The 26,987-nt window shown below is 48.9% G+C and carries 23 protein-coding genes and 1 CRISPR repeat array; of the genes, 16 read left to right on the forward strand and 7 right to left on the reverse strand.

The window, feature by feature from the left end:
- Positions 1–326: 326 nt before the first annotated feature.
- Positions 327–857, reverse strand: coding sequence for a hypothetical protein (locus tag Mal48_RS07100; RefSeq protein WP_145197458.1), 531 nt, complete (start codon positions 855–857; stop codon positions 327–329).
- A 310-nt stretch (positions 858–1,167) separates the two neighbouring features.
- Here Mal48_RS07100 and Mal48_RS07105 point away from each other — a divergent pair, with 310 nt between their 5' ends.
- From Mal48_RS07105 to Mal48_RS07135, 7 genes are all read left to right on the forward strand, one after another.
- Complete coding sequence (locus tag Mal48_RS07105) at positions 1,168–1,830, forward strand: hypothetical protein (RefSeq protein WP_391601806.1); 663 nt, start codon at positions 1,168–1,170, stop codon at positions 1,828–1,830.
- Positions 1,812–3,518, forward strand: a complete 1,707-nt coding sequence (gene cas8a1 / locus Mal48_RS07110; protein WP_145197462.1) for a type I-MYXAN CRISPR-associated Cas8a1/Cmx1 — start codon at positions 1,812–1,814, stop codon at positions 3,516–3,518. The genes Mal48_RS07105 and cas8a1 overlap by 19 nt, the downstream gene beginning before the upstream one ends.
- A gap of 12 nt (positions 3,519–3,530) precedes the next feature.
- On the forward strand, positions 3,531–4,403 hold the full coding sequence (cas7i, locus tag Mal48_RS07115) for a type I-B CRISPR-associated protein Cas7/Cst2/DevR (RefSeq protein ID WP_145197464.1): 873 nt from the start codon (positions 3,531–3,533) through the stop codon (positions 4,401–4,403).
- Entirely contained in the window at positions 4,400–5,035 is a 636-nt protein-coding gene (cas5, locus tag Mal48_RS07120) for a type I-MYXAN CRISPR-associated protein Cas5/Cmx5/DevS (RefSeq protein ID WP_145197466.1), read from the forward strand. Before cas7i ends, cas5 begins: the two co-directional genes overlap by 4 nt.
- An 18-nt stretch (positions 5,036–5,053) precedes the next feature.
- Entirely contained in the window at positions 5,054–6,694 is a 1,641-nt protein-coding gene (locus tag Mal48_RS07125) for a type I-MYXAN CRISPR-associated endonuclease Cas4/Cas1 (protein WP_197442135.1), read from the forward strand.
- A gap of 38 nt (positions 6,695–6,732) precedes the next feature.
- A complete protein-coding gene (cas2, locus tag Mal48_RS07130; RefSeq protein WP_145197470.1) occupies positions 6,733–7,023 on the forward strand; it encodes a CRISPR-associated endonuclease Cas2 in 291 nt (96 codons plus the stop codon).
- Between the two features lie 268 nt (positions 7,024–7,291).
- A CRISPR array of direct repeats spans positions 7,292–8,893; the repeat unit is 36 nt; unit sequence GTGATTCTTCCGATGACGCCGTAAGGCGTTGAGCAC.
- 99 nt (positions 8,894–8,992) lie between these two features.
- Positions 8,993–9,346 carry a hypothetical protein gene (locus tag Mal48_RS07135; protein ID WP_197442136.1) on the forward strand — a complete coding sequence of 118 codons (354 nt, stop codon included), beginning with the start codon at positions 8,993–8,995 and terminating at the stop codon, positions 9,344–9,346.
- On the opposite strand, the gene Mal48_RS07140 is transcribed toward Mal48_RS07135, so the two are convergent.
- Complete coding sequence (locus tag Mal48_RS07140) at positions 9,323–9,856, reverse strand: ECF-type sigma factor (RefSeq protein ID WP_145197473.1); 534 nt, start codon at positions 9,854–9,856, stop codon at positions 9,323–9,325. The two genes, Mal48_RS07135 and Mal48_RS07140, sit on opposite strands and share 24 nt — an antisense overlap.
- Positions 9,857–10,357: 501 nt before the next feature.
- Between Mal48_RS07140 and Mal48_RS07145 the strand changes: the two genes are divergently transcribed.
- The 3 genes from Mal48_RS07145 to Mal48_RS07155 all read left to right on the forward strand — a co-directional run bounded on the left by Mal48_RS07145 (position 10,358) and on the right by Mal48_RS07155 (position 15,480).
- Positions 10,358–13,291, forward strand: a complete 2,934-nt coding sequence (locus tag Mal48_RS07145; protein ID WP_145197475.1) for a protein kinase domain-containing protein — start codon at positions 10,358–10,360, stop codon at positions 13,289–13,291.
- Between the two features lie 75 nt (positions 13,292–13,366).
- Entirely contained in the window at positions 13,367–14,920 is a 1,554-nt protein-coding gene (locus tag Mal48_RS07150) for a hypothetical protein (protein WP_145197477.1), read from the forward strand.
- Positions 14,921–15,048: 128 nt separating this feature from the next.
- Entirely contained in the window at positions 15,049–15,480 is a 432-nt protein-coding gene (locus tag Mal48_RS07155) for an NADAR family protein (RefSeq protein WP_145197479.1), read from the forward strand.
- Positions 15,481–15,853: 373 nt separating this feature from the next.
- Here the strand turns inward: Mal48_RS07155 and Mal48_RS07160 are convergent, their stop codons facing one another.
- Together Mal48_RS07160 and Mal48_RS07165 are read right to left on the reverse strand one after the other, a co-directional pair.
- Positions 15,854–16,219, reverse strand: coding sequence for a hypothetical protein (locus Mal48_RS07160; protein ID WP_145197481.1), 366 nt, complete (start codon positions 16,217–16,219; stop codon positions 15,854–15,856).
- 46 nt (positions 16,220–16,265) lie between these two features.
- The gene (locus Mal48_RS07165; protein ID WP_145197483.1) at positions 16,266–16,496 is read right to left on the reverse strand and encodes a hypothetical protein; all 231 of its coding nucleotides are present in this window, start codon (positions 16,494–16,496) and stop codon (positions 16,266–16,268) included.
- Positions 16,497–16,810: 314 nt separating this feature from the next.
- On the opposite strand from Mal48_RS07165, the gene Mal48_RS07170 reads away from it, so the two are divergent.
- Positions 16,811–17,902, forward strand: a complete 1,092-nt coding sequence (locus Mal48_RS07170; RefSeq protein WP_145197485.1) for a transposase — start codon at positions 16,811–16,813, stop codon at positions 17,900–17,902.
- A 253-nt stretch (positions 17,903–18,155) separates the two neighbouring features.
- On the opposite strand, the gene Mal48_RS07175 is transcribed toward Mal48_RS07170, so the two are convergent.
- Positions 18,156–18,437 (reverse strand): hypothetical protein, encoded by a 282-nt coding sequence (locus tag Mal48_RS07175; RefSeq protein WP_145197487.1) that lies wholly within the window; start codon positions 18,435–18,437, stop codon positions 18,156–18,158.
- Between the two features lie 89 nt (positions 18,438–18,526).
- Between Mal48_RS07175 and Mal48_RS07180 the strand changes: the two genes are divergently transcribed.
- The 5 genes from Mal48_RS07180 to Mal48_RS07200 all read left to right on the forward strand — a co-directional run bounded on the left by Mal48_RS07180 (position 18,527) and on the right by Mal48_RS07200 (position 24,357).
- Positions 18,527–18,739, forward strand: a complete 213-nt coding sequence (locus Mal48_RS07180) for a hypothetical protein (protein ID WP_145197489.1) — start codon at positions 18,527–18,529, stop codon at positions 18,737–18,739.
- 879 nt (positions 18,740–19,618) lie between these two features.
- Complete coding sequence (locus Mal48_RS07185) at positions 19,619–19,834, forward strand: helix-turn-helix transcriptional regulator (protein WP_145197491.1); 216 nt, start codon at positions 19,619–19,621, stop codon at positions 19,832–19,834.
- 89 nt (positions 19,835–19,923) lie between these two features.
- Positions 19,924–22,185, forward strand: a complete 2,262-nt coding sequence (locus Mal48_RS07190; protein ID WP_145197493.1) for an AAA family ATPase — start codon at positions 19,924–19,926, stop codon at positions 22,183–22,185.
- Between the two features lie 180 nt (positions 22,186–22,365).
- On the forward strand, positions 22,366–22,581 hold the full coding sequence (locus Mal48_RS07195) for a hypothetical protein (RefSeq protein ID WP_145197494.1): 216 nt from the start codon (positions 22,366–22,368) through the stop codon (positions 22,579–22,581).
- Positions 22,582–23,427: 846 nt separating this feature from the next.
- Positions 23,428–24,357 carry a DUF4062 domain-containing protein gene (locus tag Mal48_RS07200; protein ID WP_197442137.1) on the forward strand — a complete coding sequence of 310 codons (930 nt, stop codon included), beginning with the start codon at positions 23,428–23,430 and terminating at the stop codon, positions 24,355–24,357.
- A gap of 479 nt (positions 24,358–24,836) precedes the next feature.
- Here the strand turns inward: Mal48_RS07200 and Mal48_RS07205 are convergent, their stop codons facing one another.
- On the reverse strand, positions 24,837–25,457 hold the full coding sequence (locus Mal48_RS07205) for an SOS response-associated peptidase (protein ID WP_145197497.1): 621 nt from the start codon (positions 25,455–25,457) through the stop codon (positions 24,837–24,839).
- Between the two features lie 267 nt (positions 25,458–25,724).
- Positions 25,725–25,943, reverse strand: a complete 219-nt coding sequence (locus Mal48_RS23880) for a type II toxin -antitoxin system TacA 1-like antitoxin (protein WP_145197498.1) — start codon at positions 25,941–25,943, stop codon at positions 25,725–25,727.
- Between the last annotated feature and the right edge of the window lie 1,044 nt (positions 25,944–26,987).

Here is a 26,987-nt window from a genome sequence, read left to right on the forward strand (position 1 = left end):
ACATCTCAAGCCACAAGTTCGGTGCAAGCGGATGGGCTGCCCATAAAGAAAATCATGCGAAGAAGATTCTCCTCGCCGCTCAGGCCCCAAAAAGAATTTCAAGAGAGAATCTCAGCCCGACCAATGCACTCTTCAAAGCGAACGCAGTATCTCGCTCAAGTAGATCCAGTCTGTTCTCAACTCAATGAGGAGACGTACATCAAAGCGAGAAAAACTCCCCGAAAAGCCCGCCGAACCAATCGGCTTGTCTAGCAAAAGGCAATGTGCAAAGGAGAAATTAGAACAGGTTTCACATCACCTGATCAGGTCAGGCAACGATCTGAATTTCAATTGGTGACCCGTGATCCGCCCGTGAATTTTGTGTTGACTTCGGTATACGCACTCAGGACAGCATAACTTGAGAAGGTTTCATTGAACTTCAATACAAATATCTCTGGACCGACAAAGACTGCAACAGATTGTGGGTTCAACATCGTCCATGCCCCGATCTTATCTGATCGAGACACCTTGTAGTTCTCGCCAAAATGCAACTTTAAAGTATCCGTATTACGCACCATCGTCCACGTAGTGTTTTCTAAAGTTTGTCGGGACTTGGCTATTGGCCCGTTTGCCTCAATGACTTGATTCTTGAGCCTCGACAAAACCCTGTTGATTCGAACGATTTCTTTTACGTCACCATCTTGTGTCGCACTTCGAAGGGCAGCTTCCAAATCTTTCTGATATGCCGAGGCGGCTCTTGAAACCGCTTTCTTGTAAGCCTCACCCGCATTCACCGCACGTGGACTTTGTGGTAAATCGTCTTGGCCGTATGCAGTTGAGACAGCCACAAGAAACAAGCATAATCCGAAGAATCGCATTGCAATACCCTTTTGAAGAAGTGTGGAGCAACACTTTTAAGCGGCGTCCACAAGAGAACGGCCCAGAAGAATTTAGAACTGATCCTGAAACTTGGAGCCTTTCACTCAAACGTTAAGAAAAGCAGCTATCCCAGAGGTTTTCGGACAGATTTTAGCATATCCAGTAAACCGAAAGAATCAAATAGCCGAGGGGGGACTCGAATAAGTGATTAAAACCTTGGTTTTTATCATATTTTGAAAGTAGAGTGACCACAATAGTGACCACTTGCAGTCCAGGACTGGTCAAAGATTGATGATACCTAGTTTGGCGATGAGGAGGTCTTTACGGAAGGCGTTTTCTCGGAGTGTGGCGGCGAGGTTCTTGGCCCCCATTGTCATCACGACTCAGGTTTGCGAGATGTCGCTGGACATTAGCGCAGATTTGTTGTGTTCAGCCATGTGTCCGCTGCCTTCGCTTGTACAACGTCTTGGCCGATTGAATCGATATGCCGCAGAACAATCCGAACCGAAACCAGCCTTTTGTTTTCCGTTTTCCGGATACCCCTATCACGAACATGATGCTCCAGAACATCTGCAGGCATCCGAGCAAATGATTATTGAATTGAAGGAACTGCCTTGCAGCCAGTTGATGCTGGGAGAGTATGTTGAGCGACTGCAATCGAACGAGGAACTCCCAGAGTATTCCGCGTGGTTAGATGGTGGTTGGATCAGTGAACCGATGCCTGCCCGTGAAGGGGACAACAGCATTACATTGGTTCGTGAAGAAGACGTGCCTGTCGACAAACGACTCGCGAATGGTAACTATTGCAAGGAAGATATTATTCCACTGACGATTCCAATGCTCTTTCAATCGGGCTTCAATTTCACCGCTCGCGTTGCAGGCTATCCCATAGCGCCAGCCGGGACTGTGGAGTACGATTGGGACGAGGCCAGTACAAGCGGAAAGGGGGCCCAATGGCTAAGAAGAAAATAAAGAAGGAGCCAGAGCACCGACTCAAAAACGGACTGACCTGGAACTTGCACGATCCCGGCATGGGAATGCTCGAGCGAGCTGGACTGGCGGCGTTGTACATGTCGCTACGTGCTGCTGAAGAGTTGGGAGTAAGTAAGGACTTGGAGCCACTCTTCTGGAACGATGACGATCTGACGCCAGAAAGTGTGACCATTCGCACCCAGACCACAGATGCCGAAGCACTGCAAAAGCTCTTCGAATGGGCCTGGCAGGCGCGCGATGGGGTGCTGTATTTGCCTGCGATTCATCGCACTCTTAAAGATCGCGACAATCTGCACCTTCGAGTAGATCACCACAATGGAATCCTCAACACATTTCTTCAACATAAAACGAGCCGTTTAGGTAGTGGGCAAAAAACTCAAGTTGTCCATACGATCGTTATGCTTGACGAAGACCAAAGCATTGAAATTTCATATCAGAATCTGTGTTTTGTAAAAGCGCACGAAGATGCGAAAGAGATCGTCGATGCAAACGGATGTTTAAAAGCAAAAGCCCGACTCTCTAGTTGGGTAAATCCCGGATCCGCGAATCGATATCCAACAGATGCATCTAGTTGGAAATTGAAACCGTGTCGTGGTCTATCTACGATTGCAGTGCTTTGGATGCTGACTCCCATTTCCTGTGTCTTTAATCGTTTCCACAAAGAACGCACAGCGTGGTCAATCATCATACCGGACGTTCGCGATTTGGAAGAATTTGAACAGGGGCGGCTTAGTCCTTTTGTCTCTTCAGATCTTCGCCAATCTGAAGTTGCCAGTCTGAGTGACGCGGGTCTGAGGTTTCTTTCGACATACGCCACTCAAACGACTCGCAATGAGTTGGAATCAGGTTGTCGGGTAATCGCGATGGGAAAGGTTGGCTACTATCAGAGCCAGAGTATTCGTAAAGGTGTAGTCGATGTTCCTGCCAACGCGAGAACGATACGTCGATATCGAATCCTGACGAAGCACCTTGGCAACAGTTGGATACGGCGCAGTCATGAGGAAACGAAATCGTCAAAAAAGAAGAAATCAGATGACGAACCACAAGCTTCTGGCTTTCTGAGCGTCCCGACTGTGCGAGGTCGAATCACTGACAATCTCATCAAATCTCATCCATGGTATGTCGACCTGACCGTTCCTCCCCAATGGGACAGGGGTGCGTTGGACCGACAACGAAAAAGACAACCAGGCAAATCCGTTGAACGACTTTGGTTCAACAATCTTCAACGCTATCAAAGGAAAGCACTTATGGAACTCATTCGTGAAGACGACATGTGGGATGATCCCTCCGATCGCGAATTCATCGAAGCGTTTTGGGAAACATTAGCCGCATTGTATTACAGAGAAAAAGAAGCTGTTGACCGAGGAGGAAGTCGCTCCTGGAGTGATCGAATTGAGGATCTGAATGAAGACATTCGGCGAGAAATCACAAGAGCCAAGACGGGCTCCTTACTTCGTCAGACTCTCACAGAGTTGTTCTCACGACCAGTCAAAAAATTCCGCTCAGCTCACGTTCGTAATAATCCTGGTCTCATCTGGAAGCTAATTGATCGTGATTGGAAACGTGGACGCGACCTCGCTCTTCTCGCCCTGGCAAGCTACCAGAGCAAAGAAAAACGCGAAACAAGTCAATCAACAGAAACTCAAACCGCAACCTCAAATTCTTGAACGGAGAAAACTATGAGTCTACACGTTTTTGGCACTGTTCTGACGACCCGCGCCATCGCCGCAAACAATCGAGGCGAAAACGATGGGAATGCGACGACGCTCCAGAAGGTAATTCGAGATGGAGACCTCTGCACGACCGTCAGCAGTGAAGCGATTCGCTACGCAATTCGAGAGAGTTGGATGGAATCTGATGGAATTGAATTAAATCGATCTGTCTCACACCACGGGAGCGAATGGTCTGACAAGGAATTCAAAAAGGGCTGGGAGAAATTCATCGACAATGATGTCCTCGGCTTCATGCATGCCAAAAAGGAAACGAATAGTCGACGAGGTATTCTGGAAATTGGCCGCGCTTTGAGTTTGACACCATGGCCGGGGACTGTCTCCGCCAATTTCTCTTCTCCTGGTTCCAATCCAGGCGTCTCACATGCTAACCCGATCCCCTATGCAGCAGAGATGCACGATACGCGTTATCAGTACACTTTTGCGATGACCCCAGAATCGCTGGAAGGCAAGAACAAAATAGACCGCACCAAGAATACTTTAAATGCGCTGTTAAACCTTCGACGCGTGGGAGGAAACCATTCGCGATATCTCTACGACTTCTCCCCCGAAGCCGTCATTCTGCGTGTTACGCAGGACCCGGCTCCACGCATCATGTTTAGCTTTGACGAGAATGAGCGAGGCGAAATTTCGATGAATAAGCTCCTGCGACGTATGCAAGGAGATGAACCAGATATCGATCCGGAAGAAGTCATCATCGGAACGGCCGTCGACGGTATTCTCGGTGAGGAACAGGCGAAAGAGCTGGGAGCAACACTGTTTCCAGGCGTCAAAGCTGCCTTCTCAGAAGCGATGAATCGAATCGAAAGTAAACTCAAATGATGCAGTCTTTTGAGCCAGAACTCTGCTTGCGAGTCGAAGTTCCTATTTGCGCATTTCGCCCCTACGAATCCCGTGAGTATCAGGATACACATCCCTTACCGCCGCCATCAGCGGTCTATGGAATGCTGCTGTCTTTTCTCGGTGTACAACGTGAGGAGAAATCTCGCCATGCTGGAATCGGCCTCGCCCTTGCGATCGAGTCAGAACCTTCGCGTTCTCGTGTTTTCCGAAAGCTCAGGAGAGGGAAAGATCTGGAAGACATTCGACCGGACTATCAAGATCTCTTAGTTGGACTCAATCTTTGGGTTTGGATTGCCACAGCCAAAGATCAGTCTAATCCAAGTCTACCGATAGCGATTGCGGATGCACTCACACATCCCGAAATGGTCATGCGTTCAGGAGGGCTGTCGTTGGGAGAAAGCAGTTATCTCGTTGACTCCGTGACACGAGAATGCCCCGACGAACAAGCTGAACTCACTTTTTTGATCCCGGACCAAAAGGGCTTCCACAATCTTCCGGTATGGATTGACCATGCTACAAACAGTCGACGCCGAGAGCGGTTTCGATTTGACCAACTACCCGTCACGCAAGGACGCGATCAGGCATGGATAACTGTTGAACCAACTCCGTGAATTTTTTTGGACAGGGCCATGAACGATTCTCCTCCACTCCGAGTAATGGCACTTCACGCTTTGCTCTACTGCGAGCGGCTTTTCTATCTCGAAGAGGTCGAAGAGATTCGAGTGGCCAATGATCGGGTTTATGCCGGGCGGCAGTTGCATGCGGAGCGACTGCCGTTGGATGATGAGACGCCGGAGATTCGGGAACTCGATGTCGCCAGCGAGGAATGGGGGATCTACGGTAAGCTCGATGCCGTTCGTCGGCGCGATGGGAACTGGGTCGTCTATGAGCATAAAAAAGGGCGTTCCAATCTGGACGATAACAAACGACCGCTTCCCTGGCCTAGCGACCGTATCCAGCTTATTGCTTATGCAGTCCTCGCAAGTGAATCGTTGGGAGAACCGATTTCTCAAGGGCGAATCCGTTATCACGCGAATAATAAAACCGCGTTTGTCGAGATTGATGAGATCGCTCGTCAAGATCTCATCGACGCAGTAAACAGAGCGCAGGCGTTACGTAAAAAAACAACACGACCGCCCGTAACCGAAAATGATCGCTTATGCGTGAAGTGTTCGTTGGCACCAGTCTGTCTTCCGGAAGAAGAAAGGCTGCAAGAGCCTGACGAGAATCGCATCGCGATTCCATTGCCATCCAATAGGGAACGGCACACTCTACACGTCGCTGCGAGAAAGGCCTACGTTTCCCGGAGCAGCGCATCTCTTCTAGTGAAGCTGGAAGACGAAAAGCAGAAAGTCCCGGTCAGTCAGGTTGACTCCATCGTGATTCACGGCCACGCTCAAATCACGACGCAGGCACTTCATTTGTGCGCCTATAAAAACATCCCCATTCACTGGATTTCCTACGGAGGTAAATTCCTGGCAGGGACGACCTATTCCGCTGGTCGTGTCCAACAGCGAATCCGTCAGTTCGAAGCATTGACGGACCACGAAATGTGTGTCTCACTGTCACGGATTCTGCTACATGCCAAGATAGAAATGCAGCTAAAATATTTGTTACGAGCGACGCGGAATAACCAAACTGCCAGGACAAATTGTGAGCAGAACATCGCACATATTCGCGAATGTCTCCGTAAATTAGCCCAAGCGGAATCACTAGAGACAATGCGTGGATTGGAAGGGATTGCAGCCAAGTCTTACTTCGCATCTATTCCGCAGATACTTTCCAGCCGGGTCCCTCAATCACTTCTCCCCCACGGCCGAAGTAAACATCCACCTCGTGATCCGTTTAATAGTTTACTCAGCTTCGGATACAGCATGCTTTTCAATGCCGTTCATCGCAGCATTATTACAGTTGGACTAGATCCCGCATTTGGCTTTTTGCATCAACCTCGCTCAGCAGCTCCTCCATTGGTCATGGACTTGATGGAGTTATTTCGCGTTCTTCTAGTTGATATGCCACTGGTAGGAAGCTTCAATCGAGGACAATGGAGCGAGGACGACTTCAAAAGAACAAAGTCGCATGTTTGGCTGACTGATGAAGGTCGCAAGAAAGCGATTTCTCTATTTGAAAGCCGAATGGATGAAACTTCCCAGCATCCTCATACAGGTCGGGCAATGACGTACATCCGGCTGGTCGAACTGGAAGCGCGCTTATTGGAGAAGGAGTGGACTGGAACCGCAGGACTATTTGGGCAACTTCGAATCCGCTGACAGGAGAAAGCTGATCGACCTCAACGACGAGATCTGTCATGAAAACTTGGTATCTAATCGCATATGATGTTCGTGATCCGAAACGCCTGCGTCATGTCTCTAAAAAACTTGAAGCCTATGGTAGCCGAATTCAATACAGTATTTTTCGCTGTCGCGTCGACGCCGAAACACTCGCAAAATTACGTTGGGAACTCTCAGAGATCTTGGACACGATCGATAGCCTGCTGGTCATCCCAATATGCACGAAATGCGCTGGCAAAGTCCCGGTTCATTCCACTCCTGACCAGCATGGTTGGGCCGATGACCCACCAACGTTTCAAATTCTTTGAATCATGTATGATGTCGTGGTCGATGAATTCGCATCACTGATGAATGCAACATGTTGCAATTACGAAGGTTATCAGTAATAGCCTGCGACGAGAACCATGATCCCAGTTAGCGTTTTCGTAAATCCGTGTTGTGAAATGTGTTGTTCCATAGGATAAGCTGGCTGCAAATTTCTGGATTGTTCTTTGGCAATTAATTTATATGGGAAAGTGGGATGCATGATACGCCGCGACATAACCTCTTGCAGGTTTTAAGGTTAGGGAGGTCGTTGTGATTCTACCGATGACGCCGTAAGGCGTTGAGCACAATATGAGCCATTTGCTTTTCGCAAGCCGAGGAGTGTGATTCTACCGATGACGCCGTAAGGCGTTGAGCACACAGTGAGAGAATCAGGAGGGTTATGAGTGTCTTCATTGTGATTCTACCGATGACGCCGTAAGGCGTTGAGCACTCTTAGCCTCCTTTTCTTCTTCCTTACTGTACCACGTGATTCTACCGATGACGCCGTAAGGCGTTGAGCACTCGTAAGCAACGCGACGACCGTTGACCGTCTTGAAACGTGATTCTACCGATGACGCCGTAAGGCGTTGAGCACTAAGCCTCCAGAGTCGATCCGTCGTAGCTCACCGTGTGATTCTACCGATGACGCCGTAAGGCGTTGAGCACTGTCAATATCCGATGTAGTCTTGCCAATACCTTCAAGTGATTCTACCGATGACGCCGTAAGGCGTTGAGCACAGAGAGATGGAGGAACACCAAGCCTTAGACACCTGTGATTCTACCGATGACGCCGTAAGGCGTTGAGCACAATGGATCGGAGAGGCGACGGAGAAAACAGCGAGTCGTGATTCTACCGATGACGCCGTAAGGCGTTGAGCACTCCTGGTTTTTGTTGCCGTTGTGGCGGAAGTAGATCGTGATTCTACCGATGACGCCGTAAGGCGTTGAGCACCCGAAGATTCCCAAGCAATACCTACAAACACAGCAGTGATTCTACCGATGACGCCGTAAGGCGTTGAGCACCGCCAGAGGCGATTGCACAAGCACTCGTGATTCTACCGATGACGCCGTAAGGCGTTGAGCACACAAAACGTACTGCACTCATAGAGGAAATGTGTCTAGTGATTCTACCGATGACGCCGTAAGGCGTTGAGCACTTGAGACGGTTGATATCTCCGATCAGATCACCATGTCGTGATTCTACCGATGACGCCGTAAGGCGTTGAGCACTTCTTCCTGATGTCAGATTCGTTCATCCAGAGAAGGTGATTCTTCCGATGACGCCGTAAGGCGTTGAGCACATCTCCGCATTGACGAGCATGATCACGATTTCGAGTGATTCTTCCGATGACGCCGTAAGGCGTTGAGCACGGGAATTCAGCGAAGAGGATCGCAAGGAGCACCGCGTGATTCTTCCGATGACGCCGTAAGGCGTTGAGCACGTTTGGAACCACGGATTTCATCGTGCCGGCAGAAGGTGATTCTTCCGATGACGCCGTAAGGCGTTGAGCACAAAGGTTCTCCGGCGTAGGAGCCTTTCGTGTGGCTCGTGATTCTTCCGATGACGCCGTAAGGCGTTGAGCACTCCAGACGATCAATGAATCAGACATTGAAAGCCAGGTGATTCTTCCGATGACGCCGTAAGGCGTTGAGCACATAAGAGCAGCAACCGGGGGCGACCCCTATGAATCCTGTGATTCTTCCGATGACGCCGTAAGGCGTTGAGCACATAGTCGGTTCAACAAAACCTTGCTGTGGTAACTGGTGATTCTTCCGATGACGCCGTAAGGCGTTGAGCACTTTGAGTGCATCTAACCCCAACCCACCAAACAAGTTGTGATTCTTCCGATGACGCCGTAAGGCGTTGAGCACTGGAAAATTGCTGGCAGAGTAATTGTCAATTGTTGACGGGGCGGCAAAAAGTCTGGTGGTTGGAGTTGTGTCGATTTGGTTTCGCAGTAAATTCGCGTCATGTTTACCCTACGCGACCATCACAGCGGCGATCACAGCGGCGATCTGTTCGATCCTTGGGATTATCTGGGGCTCAAGCGAAGGCGTCTTCTTGATCGGAGTTGGGCCGGAGTTTTCAGGGACTATTTGTTGAAGCAGCTTCCCGTCCGCGAGCTTGCTACCGAATTCCGCGATGATTTTGGGCGTCCGACGAAGGATCTCTTCGTCGCGCTGGGTGCGTTGATTCTTCAGCAACTCCATGAATTCACCGATCAGCAAACCATCGAAGCAATCGCGTTGAATATCCCTGGCATTAGCCGTCCGCTCTCTGAGAGAAATTCAAAACTATACCTATTCAGATTCGGTAGATCGTAACTCACGGGCAAGCCAAGCCTTGGCGTATCTCCAATCGCTGTTGACTGTCGTGAGAGAAACCTTCAAATATTCGGCGATCTCCTCCCCCGTCATTCCTCCGAAAACTTTTTGTTCAACGACTTCAACCAGACGCGGATTCTCTCTGGCGAGAGACTCCAGTGCGTCTTCCAATTCAACAATGTCTATCCTGGCAGTTCCCGCGATAATCGCGGGGGAAACTCCTCGATTTCGCTGCTCTGATCCACCTCGCTTTTGGGCCTTCCGTCGCCTTGCGTAGTCAACGAGTAGCCTCCGGATAATGTTGGCGCCTGCCGCCATCGCTTGGCAACGATCTGCGATGTCCACGTTTCGCTGTTCCAGCAATCGCATGACCGCATCGTTGACGAGAAGTGTTGGCTGTAATGAGTGCCCTGGAGATTCCTTTTTCAAAGCGCGTTCAGCGATCACGTGCAATTGCTCGTACATCGACTGCTGAATCTCCTGATTGCTCTTTTCCGTCTTTTTAGTCATGGCATTTTTTCGGCGATGAGTGCTGGTGATTATTTAATTCGCATATCTCAACAATCAGCAGAGAATTTTTTTGAACATATAAGACGCGTTCGGTCTTGTGAACATGTGCAGTGTTCCGCACGAAAAGCACGCTCCACGGACACAAGCAGCAAGACAATGTTCTAGACGCACCACCACGATCTTCCGTGTATTGTTCAACGATTTCACTTCGTCGCTCGAGGTGTTCTGGAATTCCAAAATTTCTTGTCGCGAGAGATTTATCAACCAGCGACGACAGCCCAAATGAATGAGCTCGAAGTTTCGTTTTATCATTCTGCTCATTCTCAAGAATAATTTCCAGTTTCGACCACACTAAGCAAGTCCACTTCTCGCCAAGGCTTCTGGAGTTGCAGGATTGTTTCTTCGACCTACGAAGGAAACTCCAAGTTCTAGGGAACCGCTTATAAACATTCTGGAGAACAGGAAGATCGCTGTTTTCCTGTTCGAATTTGGAGTCCCCAAATGATTCAACAAAGAATCTTCTCGATAAAAAGTGTCAATTGGACGGGAAATCAGATAAAAAACGTTGTCGGAGTTTTACCAATCGGGTTAGCGGGGAGATCAGAGTTGGGCGGCGACAGCAATGAAACACACGATAAACGGCGGGTACTTATTCAGAAGTGGTTTGCGAAACTGGTCGAGCTTTCTGGTGAGGAACAAGCAGCATGTTTGGACGAGCTAAGTGAACAAGATGAAAGTGTCGCAGCTGAGGTTCAAGCGTTAGTTGAGCGGGATCGCGACAATGCACAATTCTTGGAAGGAAGCCCTCAAATTGATCTGGGCGCGGATGAGACTCACGTCTGGCGGATTCCCCCGGAGATACCAGGGTACACGTCTATCCAGCATGTCTCCGAGGGTGGGCAGGCTGTTGTCTTTCAGGGACGACAGGAATCGACGAACCAACTTGTCGCAATCAAAGTTTTAAAAGATGGTTTTCTCGGTGACAGCTCAGCGCGTGAACGGCACCTGGAAGAGATTAAATCTCTCACGAGAATCCAACATCCAAACATCGTTTCCGTGGTTGATTGCGGAACCACTCAAGACGGCCGCGAATACTACATCACAAGATTCATTTCAGGCCAAAATCTCGACGAATACATCCTCGCTGAAAACCTGACAATTGAGCAACGAGTCAGCCTGTGTGCGAAGATTGCCAGAGCACTGGACGCAGCTCACCATTCAGGAATTGTTCATCGAGATCTCAAGCCCTCAAATATTCGTATCGACAGGCATGGTGAGCCACACATTCTCGATTTCGGACTGGCGAAGGGGATCGAAGCAGGCACAATCGTCAACGGAGATTTGAAGACCGAGTCTGGAAGCTTTGTAGGGAGCGTGAACTGGGCGAGTCCTGAACAGATCGATAAAAGATTCGGAAAGATCAGTTTGCGAACGGATATTTACCAGTTGGGTGTCGTGTTCTTTCAGGTCTTTGCTGGATGCAAATTTCCATACGACGTCTCTGGTGAATTCCTGGAGTCATTCCAAAGCATTCTTCAAGCGAATCCGAAATCTATTCCAGGTGCTGAAAACGACATCAAACTTGCACGTGTCAATAAAGTGATCCGAAAAGCGTTAAGAAAAAAACAAGAGGAACGTTTCACATCTGCCGGAGCATTTGCCAGAACACTTGAAAAAGCGATTGTGATTTCGGATCAGAAGGCTGATGGAAAGAAAGAACGCCCTGCGATTGTCTCCTGGATCTTCCTGGTGGGATTTCTGCTTGTTGGATTATTCGTTGCCGCTTTAATCATTCAATGGCTATATCCAGCTCAGTTCGACCAAGCGGTTGCGCGAATTCAAAAAACGTTTTCTTCGAAAAGTTCAGAGCACTTAGAGAAAGGAGAACCACAGGTCAAACCTGAGACAATTGCAGTTGCCGCAGAGATCGAACACCCTCCTTTTATGGTCGATTGGGAAATCTCGAGTACTCCCGACATGTCGATCAACACACCTCCGGTGGCAGCTGAGAATTCAAGAAAAATCGCGAGCGTCCCGACACCATTAGAGTCTGTGCAAATCAGTATGAGTGACGTGAAGCTCCCTGAAGGTCAGACAGGGTCGACTCCGGCGACCTTCGAGGTCCAACTTTCAAGAGCCAGTGCTGAGAAAGTACATGTTGACTACGCGACATCGGATGAGACAGCTCACAGTTCCTCAAGCGAATCCAGAGACTACAAATCGATCAGTCAGCAAACATTGACATTCGAGCCAGGAGAAACTTCAAAGAAAATTGTGATCGACGTTCTAGGCGATTCAGAGTGGGAACGTGAAGAAACGTTTGCAGTCAACCTGTCGAATCCGAAGAACGCTGAAATCTCCAATGGAAAAGCAGTCTGCACAATCCAAAATGATGACGACTTCGTCAGCGAGCACGGTGAGCTCGATTTTCGAAAATTCGACGGCCTAAGGCTAAAACCGTGGGACCTTAAGGGAAATTTCGGCGTCAGTATCAACCAGGGGATTCCAAGTCTCCGGATTGTCGGAGCAGGTGGACAAGATCACAGTGCGATCAATCGGTCGATCAAACTTCGGGGAAAATTCTTTATTGAAGCTCAATTGTGGGACAATCGCAACAGCGAAGCAGAGTTTATTCTCCAGTCATCAACAACAGCCGAGTCACTCAGGTTCTCATTAAAAACGATCGCCTACCACGACTGGGGGGCTGCGGGAAATTCCGGCGAGATCCAAGACCTCGCACCGGGCTCGGTCTTTTCCAAAAAAAGTGTTTGGCTGCGAGTCGAACAGATTCCTGGAGAGGGAGTCTATGTCTTCGCGAATGGAGACCGAAGTCAAATGCATCGAATCGCAGTGGATATGGAGACTCCTTTTGATTCACTGGAGATTCGATTTCCGAATGAGAAATGTGTCAAGCAGATCCAGAACCTGCGTTGGGGGCCTATTGAGACAACCCCGCTCGTAGGGACGAAGCCCTTTGGTGACTCCAGTCGACAGACTTCCAGCGGAGAAATTCCACAGGGCTGGGTAGCCATCGGAACGTCGCGAGAGGGGCAACCACGTCGATTTATTTCAGAAGACTTGCAGATCGGCGAAGACTTTAATGTTTCGTTTACTCTTGACGTCAAACGTATAGGCTCATTCGCCCTCAATTTCATTGGCGACAAGGAAAGTGTCACCCTGCCTGTCTACATTTCAATTGAAGGCTATGAAGCCAAAGTCTCTCTCGGCGGAGCAACGAAATCATTTCAATACGAATTTGGAGCCATCGACGTTCGTATTGTGCGAACCGGTAACCGAATCCAATTAGAGTTTGGTGGTCCACAAAATGTCGTTGCCATTGAACCTCACGGACTGAAAAACTTCTCTCGCCTGGAACTCGACCTCATCAAGACAGATGGTGCCATCACTTTTCAGAAACCAATTTTGGTGAGATGAACGAACTCATCTTCGCTCCGGAGTCTCTTACTGCAACTGCGCATCCACCTCGGTTTTCCGTTAGGAGTCATTCTTATGAACACCCGTCAAATTTTCAGCCCACGACTTTCCCTGAAACTGATTTTTGTAACCGCCTGGTCCCTTTTGAGTACCTCTGTATATTCCGATGATCTGCACTTCTACGAAGGGACGTTCTCACATGCAGACCTTGGAGTCATGAACGTCAAAATGTCGCTCGATAAGTCACTTGACGATCAACAGGAGTGCAGCGGAGAGTTGACGTTCCTGACACTTCGTAAAGGAGATCAGTCTAAAATCATCAACCTCACGCAGAAAGTCCAGCTGACCATTCTGGGTGGCAAATGGGTCTTGCAATTTGGCAAGATGACCTCTTCATCAGTTGACGCCGCCGCCCAACCATATCCATCGCAGACAAAGATTTCGTTGACACAACAGGGAAGTCAGTTAACAGGGATGTATGGAAAAATGAGAATCCAGTTTCAATCAATCGAAGCTGATTCTCCGGACGATGATTCGTTCGTCTGGACGAGTGTTGACAACTCACAGTCCTGGCAATTTTTAAGGAAAATTGAGGAGATCATGGCGTTTCACCTCGCTGGTGAACGAGTCATCTCTCCGAAGTACAATGAAGGTGCTCAAAATAGCAACTTGCAGGTTGCTGCCACATATGCACTGGCAAATTCGAAACTTAGCTCTGAAGTGGAGAAGCGATACCTGGCACTTGATACAACAGGAATCCACCCGCGAGTCAAGATGCTCTACGACGATCACGTGTTTCAAGCACAACATTCAGCTCGAAGCTGGAAAGCTGTCGCTGATGCGATGATCAATCAATTACCGCGAGAAGTCATTGAACAACGGATCGCTGAAGCGAATTTGCTTGTGACGACGAAAGCAAGTCGACGTGCTGGAGTCTACAGGGCTCTTCTGAATGCGTTGCTGCCGTCAGGGTCAAACTTGGGCTCGGTTCCACCATCCGAAGCAACTCCTGATGAATCACTGGTCAAAGATTCCAAGTCGCTCGCCTATTTTCGCGATTATCAAAAATTGGTATTCGGCCCCGACAACAAAATCGCAGTACAGTTCACAGATCTCTGGATGGCAGGCCAAGACATGTTGAAGTCACAGAACCTTGATGACGTGAGCCCCTCTGCCGCTCAACTGCAAAAAGCCAATGATTTCCGCGCCGAAATCATCAAGTCTCTCGAAGAGCACCCGTGGGACTCTGCGGGCGTTCATCCCTGGGTTGTGATGTATGTGAATTATGCCATCGAATTGATGAAAAGACGGCATGAAATTGCTGAACGAATCATTGAGGCACGTTACCAATTTGCAGCCAATCCTACGGACGCCAATATTCAACGACATAATCAGATTTCAGACGAAATGGGTGTTACCGATAGAGAAGATCATGCGGTGGCTGGTTTTATTGGCACGTGTATTGAAATGTTCGAACATGGAATGGTTCTGGGACCATATGACAAAATCATGGAGGCCGCCAAAGCTCCTGACTACATCGATGAACGACTTCCGCAGGCTCAGGCTGACTTTCGCCTCGAAGAATTTGTTCAGCCAGTGACGATTAAAAGGCCGCGTCGTTCAAGGTGATCGATTGACTGACTGTTCAGTGGGAGGTGAGCGAACCTTGGCTTGATCCGAGGATCGCATCCGGTAGAACCCAGATTCGATTTCACGAAAGCAAGAATTCTTGCGGACACACTTGAAGGGCGCTTCCTATGGAGATCTGGTTTCATTCTAAGAGCAGCACATATTCATGGCTATCGAATTTTTCTGAAGACGGATTTACGCTCGACGGCGAATTTTGGCCAAGTGTCGAGCATTTCTATCAAGCACAGAAGTATGTTGGAACCGAGCACTCAATGCAGATTCGGAATGCTGAGTCCCCCCTTAAAGCCAGGAAAGCGGGAAAAAACCGCTCATTGGTTCCGCGACCTGATTGGGATGAAGTCAAAATCGTTGTGATGCTAAGTGCATTGGAGGCAAAGTTTTTGCAAAACCAGAGATTGAAACGAAAGTTGCTGGAAACGAAAGATCATGAACTTGTCCACGAGTCGAAATCAGACTCTTTCTGGGGAAGGTCACGTGAAGGGGCCGGTCAGAACTACCTTGGTGAACTCCTCATGCAGGTCCGCGAGGAGCTTGCCTGAATTGAACTGAAAAACCGAGCAATAAACCTACCTGCCGATGTCTACAGGTAGGTCGAAATCGCAGAGTAGCTGATGCAGTCTAGTGACTTGAAGTATGACCTCGCTTGCTCAGATAGTGGTTGAAGTACGGTCCTCATCGCTGCAGTTCCCGTTGTGCCCATGCGAGTTTCCGTTGGCACTACCGTTTCCTGTACTCAGCTTCAATGGGGCCGCTCTTTTTTAGAGCGGAAGACGTCTACGTTACTGATGGATCCTAAAGCCAGCCCTTTGAAGGTGTTAGGTTTTGGTTGTTTTGGGGGATCGTTGATTTTCGATAAGTCTTGCTGTCGAAACGTGTTTCCTGGGTGAGGAGGGACGGTGCTTCCGGGTCTTTTTACCTCGCCGGTGTTTTTGGTAGCGAGATAGCTTCATACTCTTTGCCCAGCGGATCAACTGTTGTGACAAAACAGCGATCGAGTGCGTTTGATATTCTTCCCATTCTTCGCCCGGCAGCGCAATCATCATGCCTCAATAAGTCCCACTGACTTCTTCGGTCAGCGACTGCAACACCCGGCAAGGCTGCTCCACCTTCGTCACGCAACACTTCCAGTCGATGATCGGTGCCGGTGATATGATTGCCATCCACAACCTTAAGGCGATACCCCGGCAGCAAAGGTTTCCGCTCTCCCAAACGGTCAACCAGTTGGCTGGCGACATCTGCGGAATGCCGGAGCAGAGCCTCGGAAACATTCGTCTCCATACAGTTGATTTTGTTGTAGAGCGACTTGACCGAAACACTGATCGATTCATTTCGCCGCTGATAAGCTGTATGCACTGAAGGAGTGACTCGACAAACCGAGAGCATCATCAAATCGACGACCGTCGAGAAGTAGTTCACGTTCGTATTGAACTTCCGCATGTTCCTGAAACAGTTCGTCGAGAACCTCCGCAGCAAACATTCGCTTCAGTGTCGCCCGCACCATGAGACAGGCCGGCGCTTCCATTAAAAAATATTTCAAAACGTCTTCCTTAACCATCACGTCCGCTCCTTGACTAAACTTGCTCCATCTAATTGTCCTACAATCAGTTACAACCATTTTAATAAATTCAAACCCCACCTTCAAAGGGCTGGCTGGCACTGCCGTGGCACTCCCAAATTTCACTCATTCAGCCGGTCCACTCTGCCTGGCACAACCGTGGCACCTCCGTATTTCATTTATTCAACCGGGCCACCCAACGCCGTTAACCGTGTTTTCTGAATTGAAAGAAGTCTTGATGCGAATTGAGGTTGTGGCGATTCTTTTGTTGCGAAGCGAAAGATCACCCACTCTCAACCCGAAAGGAATCGGGAATGTCGCATCAAGACCGGCACGCACGAGGCGTACGACTCAATTCTGTCGATTTGTTCAAAGCCCTGCAATGGCTGACGCGGGGTGTCGATTGGTCAGCGATTCGAATGCGCAAAGAAGCAACCTGGACACCACAGTGGCTGACCTGGATGGCGATTCTCTGGGCGTGGTCAAACGAAGCGACGTTGGGGGAACGCTTTCTCTGTGCGCAGCGACTCATCCAACATTTACAAAACGAATCGGCCAAGGTCTCGACATCGTATCAGGCGTTTATGAAGGTCTTGATTCGCTGGACCGAACCGCTGGTTTTGGCATTGCAGGTTACGCTGCGAAAGCGAATGGAAGCACTCTCTCCGGGTGATTGGACACGGCACGGATTCGTGGTTTTTGGAGTCGACGGCAGCAAGGTGTCGCTGCCGAGAACGAAATCGAATCAAGCGGCGTATTCCCATGCACGACAGAACAGCAAACGCAACCGCCGCAAGAAACCGAATGACCGAGCCGCCACCAAGAAGATTGAACAGTCGCAGCTCTTCCTGACAACTCTGTTCCATGTGGGGCTGAACTTGCCGTGGGACTGGAGAACCGGTCCCGCCGACAGCAGCGAACGCTCTCATGTGCTAGAGATGCTCGACAGCTTGCCTCAGAACGCGTTGCTCACTGGTGATGCTGGTTTCGTTGGCTACAGCTTCGCCAGTACTGTTCTGGATCATGGTTCGCAGCTCCTGGTGCGCGTCGGAGCGAATGTGAAGTTGCTCAAGAAGTTGGGCTTTGTTCGTGAATCGAACGGCATTGTCTACGTCTGGACTGACAAAGCTGCACGCAAGCAGCAACCGCCATTGGTGTTCCGTTTGGTGGTTGTGCAAAGCGCGCGTCATCCGGTTTACCTCATCACGAGTGTCACGAATCAAAGCAGGTTGAGCGAGAAACAAATCGCCGACCTGTATCGTGCTCGCTGGGGTGCCTTAATTGCGAAGTTCGCTTTATGTCTACCTTTTCGTCGCCTCAACAATTTCTGGTTCCCTGCCGGGCTACTTCTGTTACGGAACGGAAGAAGGAACCCTACTTCGAAGAACTCATTCAGACCTGTTTAAGACGACTCAGAAACAGCTCTCTCATCCAAACGCAATGCAGGCGATTCTGAAGCCTCGTTTTCCGTTTGTTCTGGAGCATAGTTTGATCGTGCTGTCGACATGATCCGAGGAGACCTTGCATTGGCGGGAATCCCATTTGAGACCGAAGAAGTCCAACTCGATTTCTTTTCATTGCGTTATTCTGATGTCAGCAGACTTGCTTCAGTTGGCATTCCTCCGATGACGGCTCAAGAGTTGGGCTGGCATTCCAAGCTCAAGCTAATGTTGAACTTTCACATACATCTTCGGCTGAGCGGTCTTTCCATGGTTGTCGATTTCGTCCTTTCCCCGGATTAGGACGATCAGCCGGAGAAAGATAGTTGCCGGTCTGAACGGCTCCCATAGCGATTTGTTTTGAAAGATTGAAAACGAATGGGGCTTGAATTTCGAGGGTGAGGCGGTAGCTGATTTTATCGCAGAAAATCGGATGAGTGATTTCCGCTTCCACGCGTCGCTGGTAGGCTGCAATGACACTCTTGCGGCTAGCGGTCGTCATTGCGACTGTTTCGACTCGTTGAATGAAGAAGTAGGCGTTGGCTTCTCTATTTGTTGAGGAAATTGCATCTTGAAAACGGATTTCGGGAAGTGATCCGGAAGACCGAGAAAGCTAGCAATTGCGTTGGCTTCTGCCCAGCACTGATTGCCGAAAATCGATACCTGAAAGCGATCTCAGCATTGGCCGGCTATGTCAGCCGCAAGTATCTGCGAACCGAGTTGACCGAGAGAGACGAAGTCAACCAGCTAGCATCAGCCGTCGTTGATTTGATTGTCCTGAAAGAAGCTGGCTCGGTCAGCTAAGAGCTTGCCGGCCAGAAGCCACAGGAAGCCGTCTGAATGCGTCTTGCGTTCAGGCGGCTTCCTTTTGTGTCTTTTCATCAGAGAGCGATTCTAGGGGCAATTATGAGCCCCAGGCTTCAAAAACTCGGCCGAGCCGACAGACCAGAACGCCGGCCGGCTCGGCCCTGGAACTTGGCCCGCAATTTTACTTTGGAACTTCTTGGCTTTTTGGTATTCCGAAATTTACCAAAAAGTTACCAAAAAGTTTTCTCAGAAAACCGCATAAAATACTATAAAAAATAAAAAAATAACACTTTTTGGTAAATGGTTTTGCTGTCTCAAAAATTCTCTTTTTTCTCTCTCTTGGGCTTCTTAGGGCTTGGGACAGGCGTACCAAAAAGACCAAAAAGTATACTGATTGCCGCAAGTCCTTATTTCTTTGGGCTTTACGTAAAAAACTTCTTGGAAAACAAACGTTCCGAGAACCGTGCCGCAAAGTGTGAAATTGTTGTAAGTCTTTGCAGACAATCGGTTTGCGTTACGCGTGGCGGCAATGCCATGAAGTAAAAGGCTATTGCGGGCGTTCTCTCGGCCGTCCCTGTCATGCCAAAAGTGCCATAGTGGCAGTATCTGGTATGCCAGTATAGCAGTCGCGGGTCCTTTTGGGCAATTCTAATCGCCTGTCGGTCAGGCGGAGGTGCCGGAAATGTAGGTGGTTACAACCTTTTCGTCTGTCCGGGGTAGTATGCCAATTTGGCAGTGTCACATTTTTGCCTATTAGTAGGGGGGGGGCTTGCATTGGGGTTGAACACAGAGCATCGGAGCGAGTTCGCTTGACGTTCATTTTGGTCGTAGTGCAAGAGGGGCGTTTTTTGTCAGCGATTGTTGAGGGGCAGAAGCATGCACAGTATGAACAACGACTTGAAGACGTATGACACCGATCAACTCGCGAGGGCCCTTGGCTGTTCTTCGCGGCATATTGCCAACATGGACGCTGACGGTCTCTTGCCGGCACCGATCCGGCTCGGACGGCTCAAGCGTTGGCCTATTTCTCAAATTGACAATTGGATGAATGCCGGGAGCCCTTCCCGCAAAGAATGGGAAGCGAGTCAATAAGCATAGAGCCGGCTTTCTATCAGGACATTCATATAGCCGGATTTGCGGTCCGGCTTTTCTTTTGAACCGAATAGTAAAACGGGAATCGCATGACGTCAGAACTCAATCCATACCAATCGCAGGCCCTTGAATATCTAAAAGCCGGATTCTCCATCATTCCTGTCGGAGAAAACAAAGTGCCGAAACGGGCTTGGAAAAAACGAACGAAACAATTGCCGACTGATGCGGAAGTCATTGAAGACTTTCGACAGCCAGCGGGCATCGGGATTGTTGCTGGAAAAGTTTCAGGGAATCTCGAAGTTATCGACATTGACATTGAAGATATGGCCGAGGCCGATGCTTATAGAGATTCCTTGTTATCTAACTCTGTGAATGCTTGCGAAAAACTAGGAATCGACTGTTCGGGGCTGTCTGGAATTAGCGTCAATCGCACGCCTCGTAATGGCCTGCATCTTTTCTATCGTTGCTTTGAGCCGGTGAGTGGAAGCCAGAAGCTAGCCCGGCACAACGGAAAGCGAGTCGATTCAACTGGAGAGTACGACAACACACCTGGTTATCACATCGAGACACGCGGAGAAGGCGGATATTGTCTTTCTCCAGGATCGGCCGATTTTTCGCATCCGTTGGGAGCTTCGAAGTATCGGCACATTGCAGGCCCGAAACTGATTGACCTAAAGCCCTCTATCTCTCCCGAGCTTCGTGACGTCTTGCTCTGCGAAGCGAAATTTTTAGGGATTGACGGAGACGGCTTCGATGATGCCCAGTCAATGCAGGCAGCAATGTCAGCCAAACAGGATCAACAACCGGCAGAAGCGGAGAGGACCTCAGTCACCCTCGGTCCGGTTCGAAATACAAACGTCTCTAATAATATTCTGATGACATGGGCCGAGATTTTAGAGCCTCACGGATTCACTCAAGCTGAAACCGTAGACGGGGTGACTTACTGGAAACGACCCGGCTCAAAGAACAAGCATTCCGCCTCAACTAACTATCAAGGCACTGATCTTTTCTATCCTTGGTCACCGAATTGCCACCCAGCATTGGAGGCTAACCGAGGCTACAACAAATTGGCAACTTATACAGCCCTCGTTTTCGGAGATCATTCGTCAGAGGCATTCCGTTTAGCTGCTCAACAGTTGCGGTCTGATGGCAAATTGGCGAATGGCCAGCTTGACCATATCGACATCAGCGAAGCTTTACGCTGTAACGAACAACCGGCAATAGACTTCTTTGAGTTCGAATCTTTTAGCGAGTTTATGAGCAAAGAAGAGGAGACCGAGTACTTATGTGAGGAGATCATTGCGAAAGGGCAATCATGTGTCATTGCCGGCCCTCAGAAGAGCCTCAAAACGGGAATTGGCGGCCTTGACCTGGGGTACGCCCTAGCAACGGGCGGATATTTCCTCGACGTTTTCCCATGCCCTCGACCGGTTCGCGTCGGCATTATGACAGGGGAATCCAATCGACCCAAGATTCAAAGGGTAATGCGAACGAAATCCCAATCTCCGTTAACCAGTCCGCGATGCGAGCCAATGCTTCACATTACTCGAAAGCTTCCTGATTTTTCTCAGGAACAACAACTCAGACACTTGGAAAATTCCATAAGCCTGCATGGCCTTGAAGTCGTCATCGTTGACCCGGTCTATCTTTGCCTCGGATCATACGCCGATAGCACTTCAAACGTTTCGGCTATGGGGAACCTCTTGAGATCGATTGACGAGATCACTCAACCAGTCGGCTGCACTCCGATCATTCTTCATCACACGAACCGAAAGCATGAACCTCATAAGCCGCTCACATTGAGAGACATTTCAGGAGCGGGCTTTGCGGAGTGGGCGAGGCAATGGATTCTTTTATGCCCTCGGAGTGACTTTGATCCAGCAACATATCAGCACAGTCTTTGGATGGTTGCCGGCGGCTCGGCCGGACATGCGGGCAAATATGCCGTTGATGTTTGCGAGAAGGGAGAAGACGGAGAATGGGCCTGGATTGCCGAGGTGCGATCCGAGGGGGAAGAGAAGGCGGCCTACAAGGAAAGGAAAGAGCAGAGGAAAGAAGACGCAGAAAAGGCTAAGTCTGAAGAGTTTGTGAGGAATCTTAAAATGGCAATCGTGAGCAGGGAGGACGGTTCAACGATCAACGATATCAAGCGCTACTTTAAGGAGAATGGCTTTCCATTGAGAAGCCGCATCAACCGAGAAAGGCTGGACGATTTCGTGGAATTCGGCTTCGTGAAAAAAAAGAGAGCCAAGCGAGGGAACAATCAGAATGTAGATGCCTATTTCCCAGCCGATGAATGGGCCGAGCCTACTGAACAACCTTCCGAACAGGAATCGAAATCCTGCCAGTGATTCAAAAAGGATTCGCTTGCCCCTTACGAGCGAACAGCGAAACAGCACACCCGACCCCAGGGAGGTGTGTGTTTAGATGGAGCGAAGTAGTAGTAGTGAACTACTTTTATATATAGGGCCGACTCCACCACTACTACTCTAGCGGAATCGGCCCCACAACTTTAGGAGTTTTTGGAAACTATGTCACATGCCATTTCAGTCACAACTGAGGATCGGGGGCCAGCAACGATCCCGATTCAGACGATCCGTCTCGTTCGTCAGGGCGAAAAGCGAGAAGCGATTATCGTATTCAACGACGGTAGGGAGGTTAACGTGAAAGAGTCCTACAAAATCGTCAGTGAACAGCTTACAGAAGTTCGAGTTTGGGGAACTATTAGCATCGAGCAAGTCTTCTAAGTGTAAGCGAAATTCACTGAATCCGTTGCTCGAAGTTTCATCAGGCTGCAAACGGGTCCTTTTTGGCGTTTTCGGCCGTACTGGGTCAGGCGGAGGTGCCGGGAATTGAGGTAGTTACATCCTTTCATTCAGGATTTATTTTCGGCATCCCACCCATTCCTCTAACGTTCGACGAATTCACGAATTGTGACTTACTAAGAGTTCAGCTGATTGCGAATGTTCCCGTTTTAGCCGGCCTGGTCTCACAGCCGGGCCGGCTTATTTCCACCTTAGACTGGGAGCTCTCAATGAAAACAGCTAAGAACAAATCTGAAACCCTGAACTCATTCATCATGAGAAATTCGACAGAGAAACACATCGAGGAAAAGCAGAAAGGCATTGGTCGAGTGCGACTCAAAGACCGGCTGCCACCAGGGTGTTCGTCTTGGATGAACATGATCTCTCTCTGCCGAAATTGAATCATTACAGTCTCAGGGACTCTTCTTGATTGGTCAGAAATCACTGGAGTACCATTCAGGCGGAATTCACAGCTGGGGCAGGCGAAGCTGTTCAGTCAAGGACGCTGTGATTACGACGGTTAGCGTTAAGCTGAGCTCAACATTCTTGTTGGAAGGATGCCGGCACTCAGCTTGTTATGTACAATTGGTGATCTATGAATTCTTACCACAGATAAAAGGGGCGGCAATGCCAGATGAGCCATGTTATCTCTGTGATACTGAGTCCGATGTGGAAAAAAAGAATCTTACAATCTATGTGAATTGCACGAATTGTGGTCAATACAAAAGTCAAGTTCTGTTTGCAGGATCGTCAGGCGAGAATATACGAAAACATCGATCCAGGCATCTGGTGTCAGGTGTGATTTGGCACCTTTGGGATGACCACTATTCACGTCACGAACCTGAAGCGGCTTCAAATGCTGAATTTACGCCGAAAATAGATACCATCGAAGACATGGAAGCTTTAGCTTCCCAGGCTCCTCGGCTTCCACATGATAAAGCGATGGCCTTGCTAAGGAATGCAGCTCAGAGAACGAAAGTCTTTGGCGAAGAAATTACATACAAGGTAGACGATTTAGCAAAATGTTACGCAGCAAGCATTACCGAATTATCCGAATTTTCCACTTACTTGGAAGAATTGGGGTACTTAGATCATCGGTCGACCAAGTCAGGAGAGCATCTAAAATTAAAAGCTGGGGCTTTTAATGAGTTTTTACAATCTCAATCTCTCACAGTATTCATCAGCTCAACAGTCTACGATTTATTAGACTTGCGGGCAGAGTTGGCCGAGCACCTTGAGTCGGCCGGTCATGTTGTCCGTATGTCAGAAGACTATGAGCGGTTCGATGTTGATCAGAAGTCTGACTCAATCCAGCAATGTCTCAATAACTTGAAGGCGTCGGAGGTCATTATCTGCCTCCTTGATCAACGTTTTGGAGGGGTGATCCAAGAGCATGCAAACGAGCAATGGAACGGGAAATCAGCGACTCAGGTTGAATATGAGTATGCCCGCAAACTTGACTTGCCGGTTTATGCTTTTATTCGTGACAAGGCTGAGTTGGACGCCGGCCTTATTCGTGGCGGAGGCGGAACTCGCACACGCTGGGTCGAGGCAAGGGGGAGAGACGAGAGCAAGGCTAAGTGGCTAGAGTTCTATGACTCACTCGTGAAGCTCAAAGGAAATCCACAAGAGCCGAACTGGTACGATCCATTTCGAACCTCAGTTGATCTCAAGAAGCTTGTTGACAAACGACTCAATGATTATGTGAAAAGCCGATGAAACTTGAACCGCTCCAAAGCTCGCCAATCCTAAAATATCGCAAAATCATCTTTCCGCCTTTGGTCGCATTGATCGTGGGGTATGTCGGATGCACTGTAGATGTTTTCTGGATCAGGACAAAAGCTTATGACACATATAGGCCTGATCAAAAACTGTACAAGCAGATCGGGTTTGGTCTCGTTTCTGGCAAGATCGGTTACATGATACTCCGGAAGACACCTGAAAGTGTCCCCTTGCAGTTTTCTTTCAAAACTCACAAGCCAATAATCGAACCTGCCATCAGAAGCGAAGACCACTGGGATTTTAATTCTTTCTCAATTGCGTCTTGGTTTGTAGCATTGGTCGGATGTTGCCTCTATTGGCTTAAACAAATTATGAGATTGGCTTTCCTAAGGTTTTGGAAACAGCAAGCAACGGAGACGCTTTGAAAAGTTGAGGTTACTGAATCTGTTATAAGTTTGACGGCTACCGGGTCGGCATTAATTTAGGCAATCGGGAGATTCATTTTTCACGTTGCCGACACATTGGTTTGCAGCGACAACCTCAATGTCCATTTGCCGGCCTTGGATGATTCCTTCGATGATGTCGTTTCCATCAATCGAAGGATCGGCCCAAACGTCATAGGCATCGGGGGAAAGGATCACCGGCATTCGATCATGATATTCAGACGCAACACCATCAGACTGAGCTGTGAAGATCGTAAATGTCTCGATGTCTTTCCAGGCCGACCATAGGCCCGCAAATGCGAAAGGTTGATTGTCGGTCATTCGGAAATGAAAAGGTTTCTTCCCTCTCCATTCATACCAACCGTCAGCGAGGACAAGGCAACGTTTACTTTTGAGAGCCGGCTTGTAGCTCTTGGCAATCAGCTCGGAGCGAGCATTGATCATGCGATAGCCGATCTTCGCATCCTTTGCCCAGGGAGGAATGAAGCCCCACCTCATGAGACTCATTTCTCTTGAGTCCTCACTGAGTCGGATGACAGGATTCAACTGAGTTGGTGCAATGTTGAATCGAGGGAATAACTCAGGCTGAGGATCAACTCCAAAAACCTCGGCAAGTTCAAGAGGATTCATACGAAGCGTATAGCGACCACACATGATTTCGATCTCTGAGAAGAGGTTACCGGCCGATTGAAATTGAAGCCTCAAAAAAGAAGCCTCGAGGATTCGAGCGGTCCATCAGCCGTTTGATTGCTGGCGTCGTTTCTGTTGTATTTTGCGTTTAACTCTACTTTGTAGTTCCCCAATTCCGAATTCAAAAACACTAAGTTTTCACTGGCACTCATCGTACCTAGACCCAACACAATCAACAGTGTCGTACTCACTGTTTTCGTATGGTTGAATTTGATGGTCGCATAACAAGATTTACTCATCTGTCACAATTAGCGTTTCAGTGATTTTCACATTTCCCGACTCGGCAGCGGCAAGGATGGCTCTTGCTCGTTTTCGGCAGACTTGGAGCATCCATTGTTGAGCAGTAGTAAGACCCTCAATCTGAGCGACCTGATTGAACAAATCGGCGTCCTCATCAGAGCATCTGATGTTTAACTGCTGTCCTGTCCTTGTTGGTTTCTTTTTAGCCATGGGGAGATTGTGGTCTCGATGGATACGATCTTGCAAGCGAAGAGAGGCTTAGAATGCAAGGCGTCCCCTATGGGTTTCATTTGGTATCCATTGATATGTTTTCGGTGTAGGGGTATGATCAGACCATGCAAACTTCGGGACTATTCAAATCACTGAGTTCGTTCGGCATTCGAGTTCTTTGGTGGTCGCTGGTCTCGACCATTGAATGGTTTTCTTGTCACCGTCAAGATGTTTGCGGGCCGGTGGTTTCCGTCATTCGTAGAGAATTTCCTCATTTCGGGCCTTTGAATTGGGCTCTCTCGGCCTGCAAATGGGGTTTCAGAAGCATCGCAGGTTACATGAAGCAGATAAAACGAGCCTCAACCAGGGCGGGCCGGCTCCTGGGAGGCTCTCACGCCAGTAAGTACGGGCCTGAACTTGCTGGCGTCCACTTTCATAGTAGGCAACACCCAAATAGTTTCAACAAGGAATCTCATGGCATCACTGAACAAGCATAATGGTGGCTGGCGAATTCGTTATTTTGACAGGAATGGAAAGAGAGCATCCTTTTTCCCCGGAAAGATGCCAAAGAAAAACGCAGTTCAAATTCAGACTCACCTTGAAGCTCTTGTCTCGGCTCAAATGTCAGGCACAGCAATTCCGGCAGCAACATCTTTTTGGCTCAACGAGTGTGACCAGAATCTGAGGAAGAAACTCTACAAGGCCGGCTTGATTGAACAGCCTGAAGAAATGGTCCAGGTTACTTCTCTCGGAGAATTAGTGGATCGATACATTGCGGGCCGGTCTGATGTGAAGCACTCAACTAAGCAGGTTTGGAAACGTTGCAAGGATGCTCTCTTTCGCTGTTTTGATGAATCAGACGATATTGCCGGCTTCACTTTCTCTGATGCAAGAGAGTTTCGGCTTTTTCTGATTGATGAAGGTAAGAGCGAAGCAACAATCCGCAAAATGTCGGCCGTAGCTGCTCTATTCTTCGAGGATTCCGTAGAACGCGAAGAGATTGTTAAAAATCCGTTTCGAGCTAAGAACGTTCCCCGTAGTTCT

Origin of the sequence: Thalassoglobus polymorphus (assembly GCF_007744255.1) — a bacterium.
Classification (GTDB): Bacteria; Planctomycetota; Planctomycetia; order Planctomycetales; family Planctomycetaceae; genus Thalassoglobus; species Thalassoglobus polymorphus.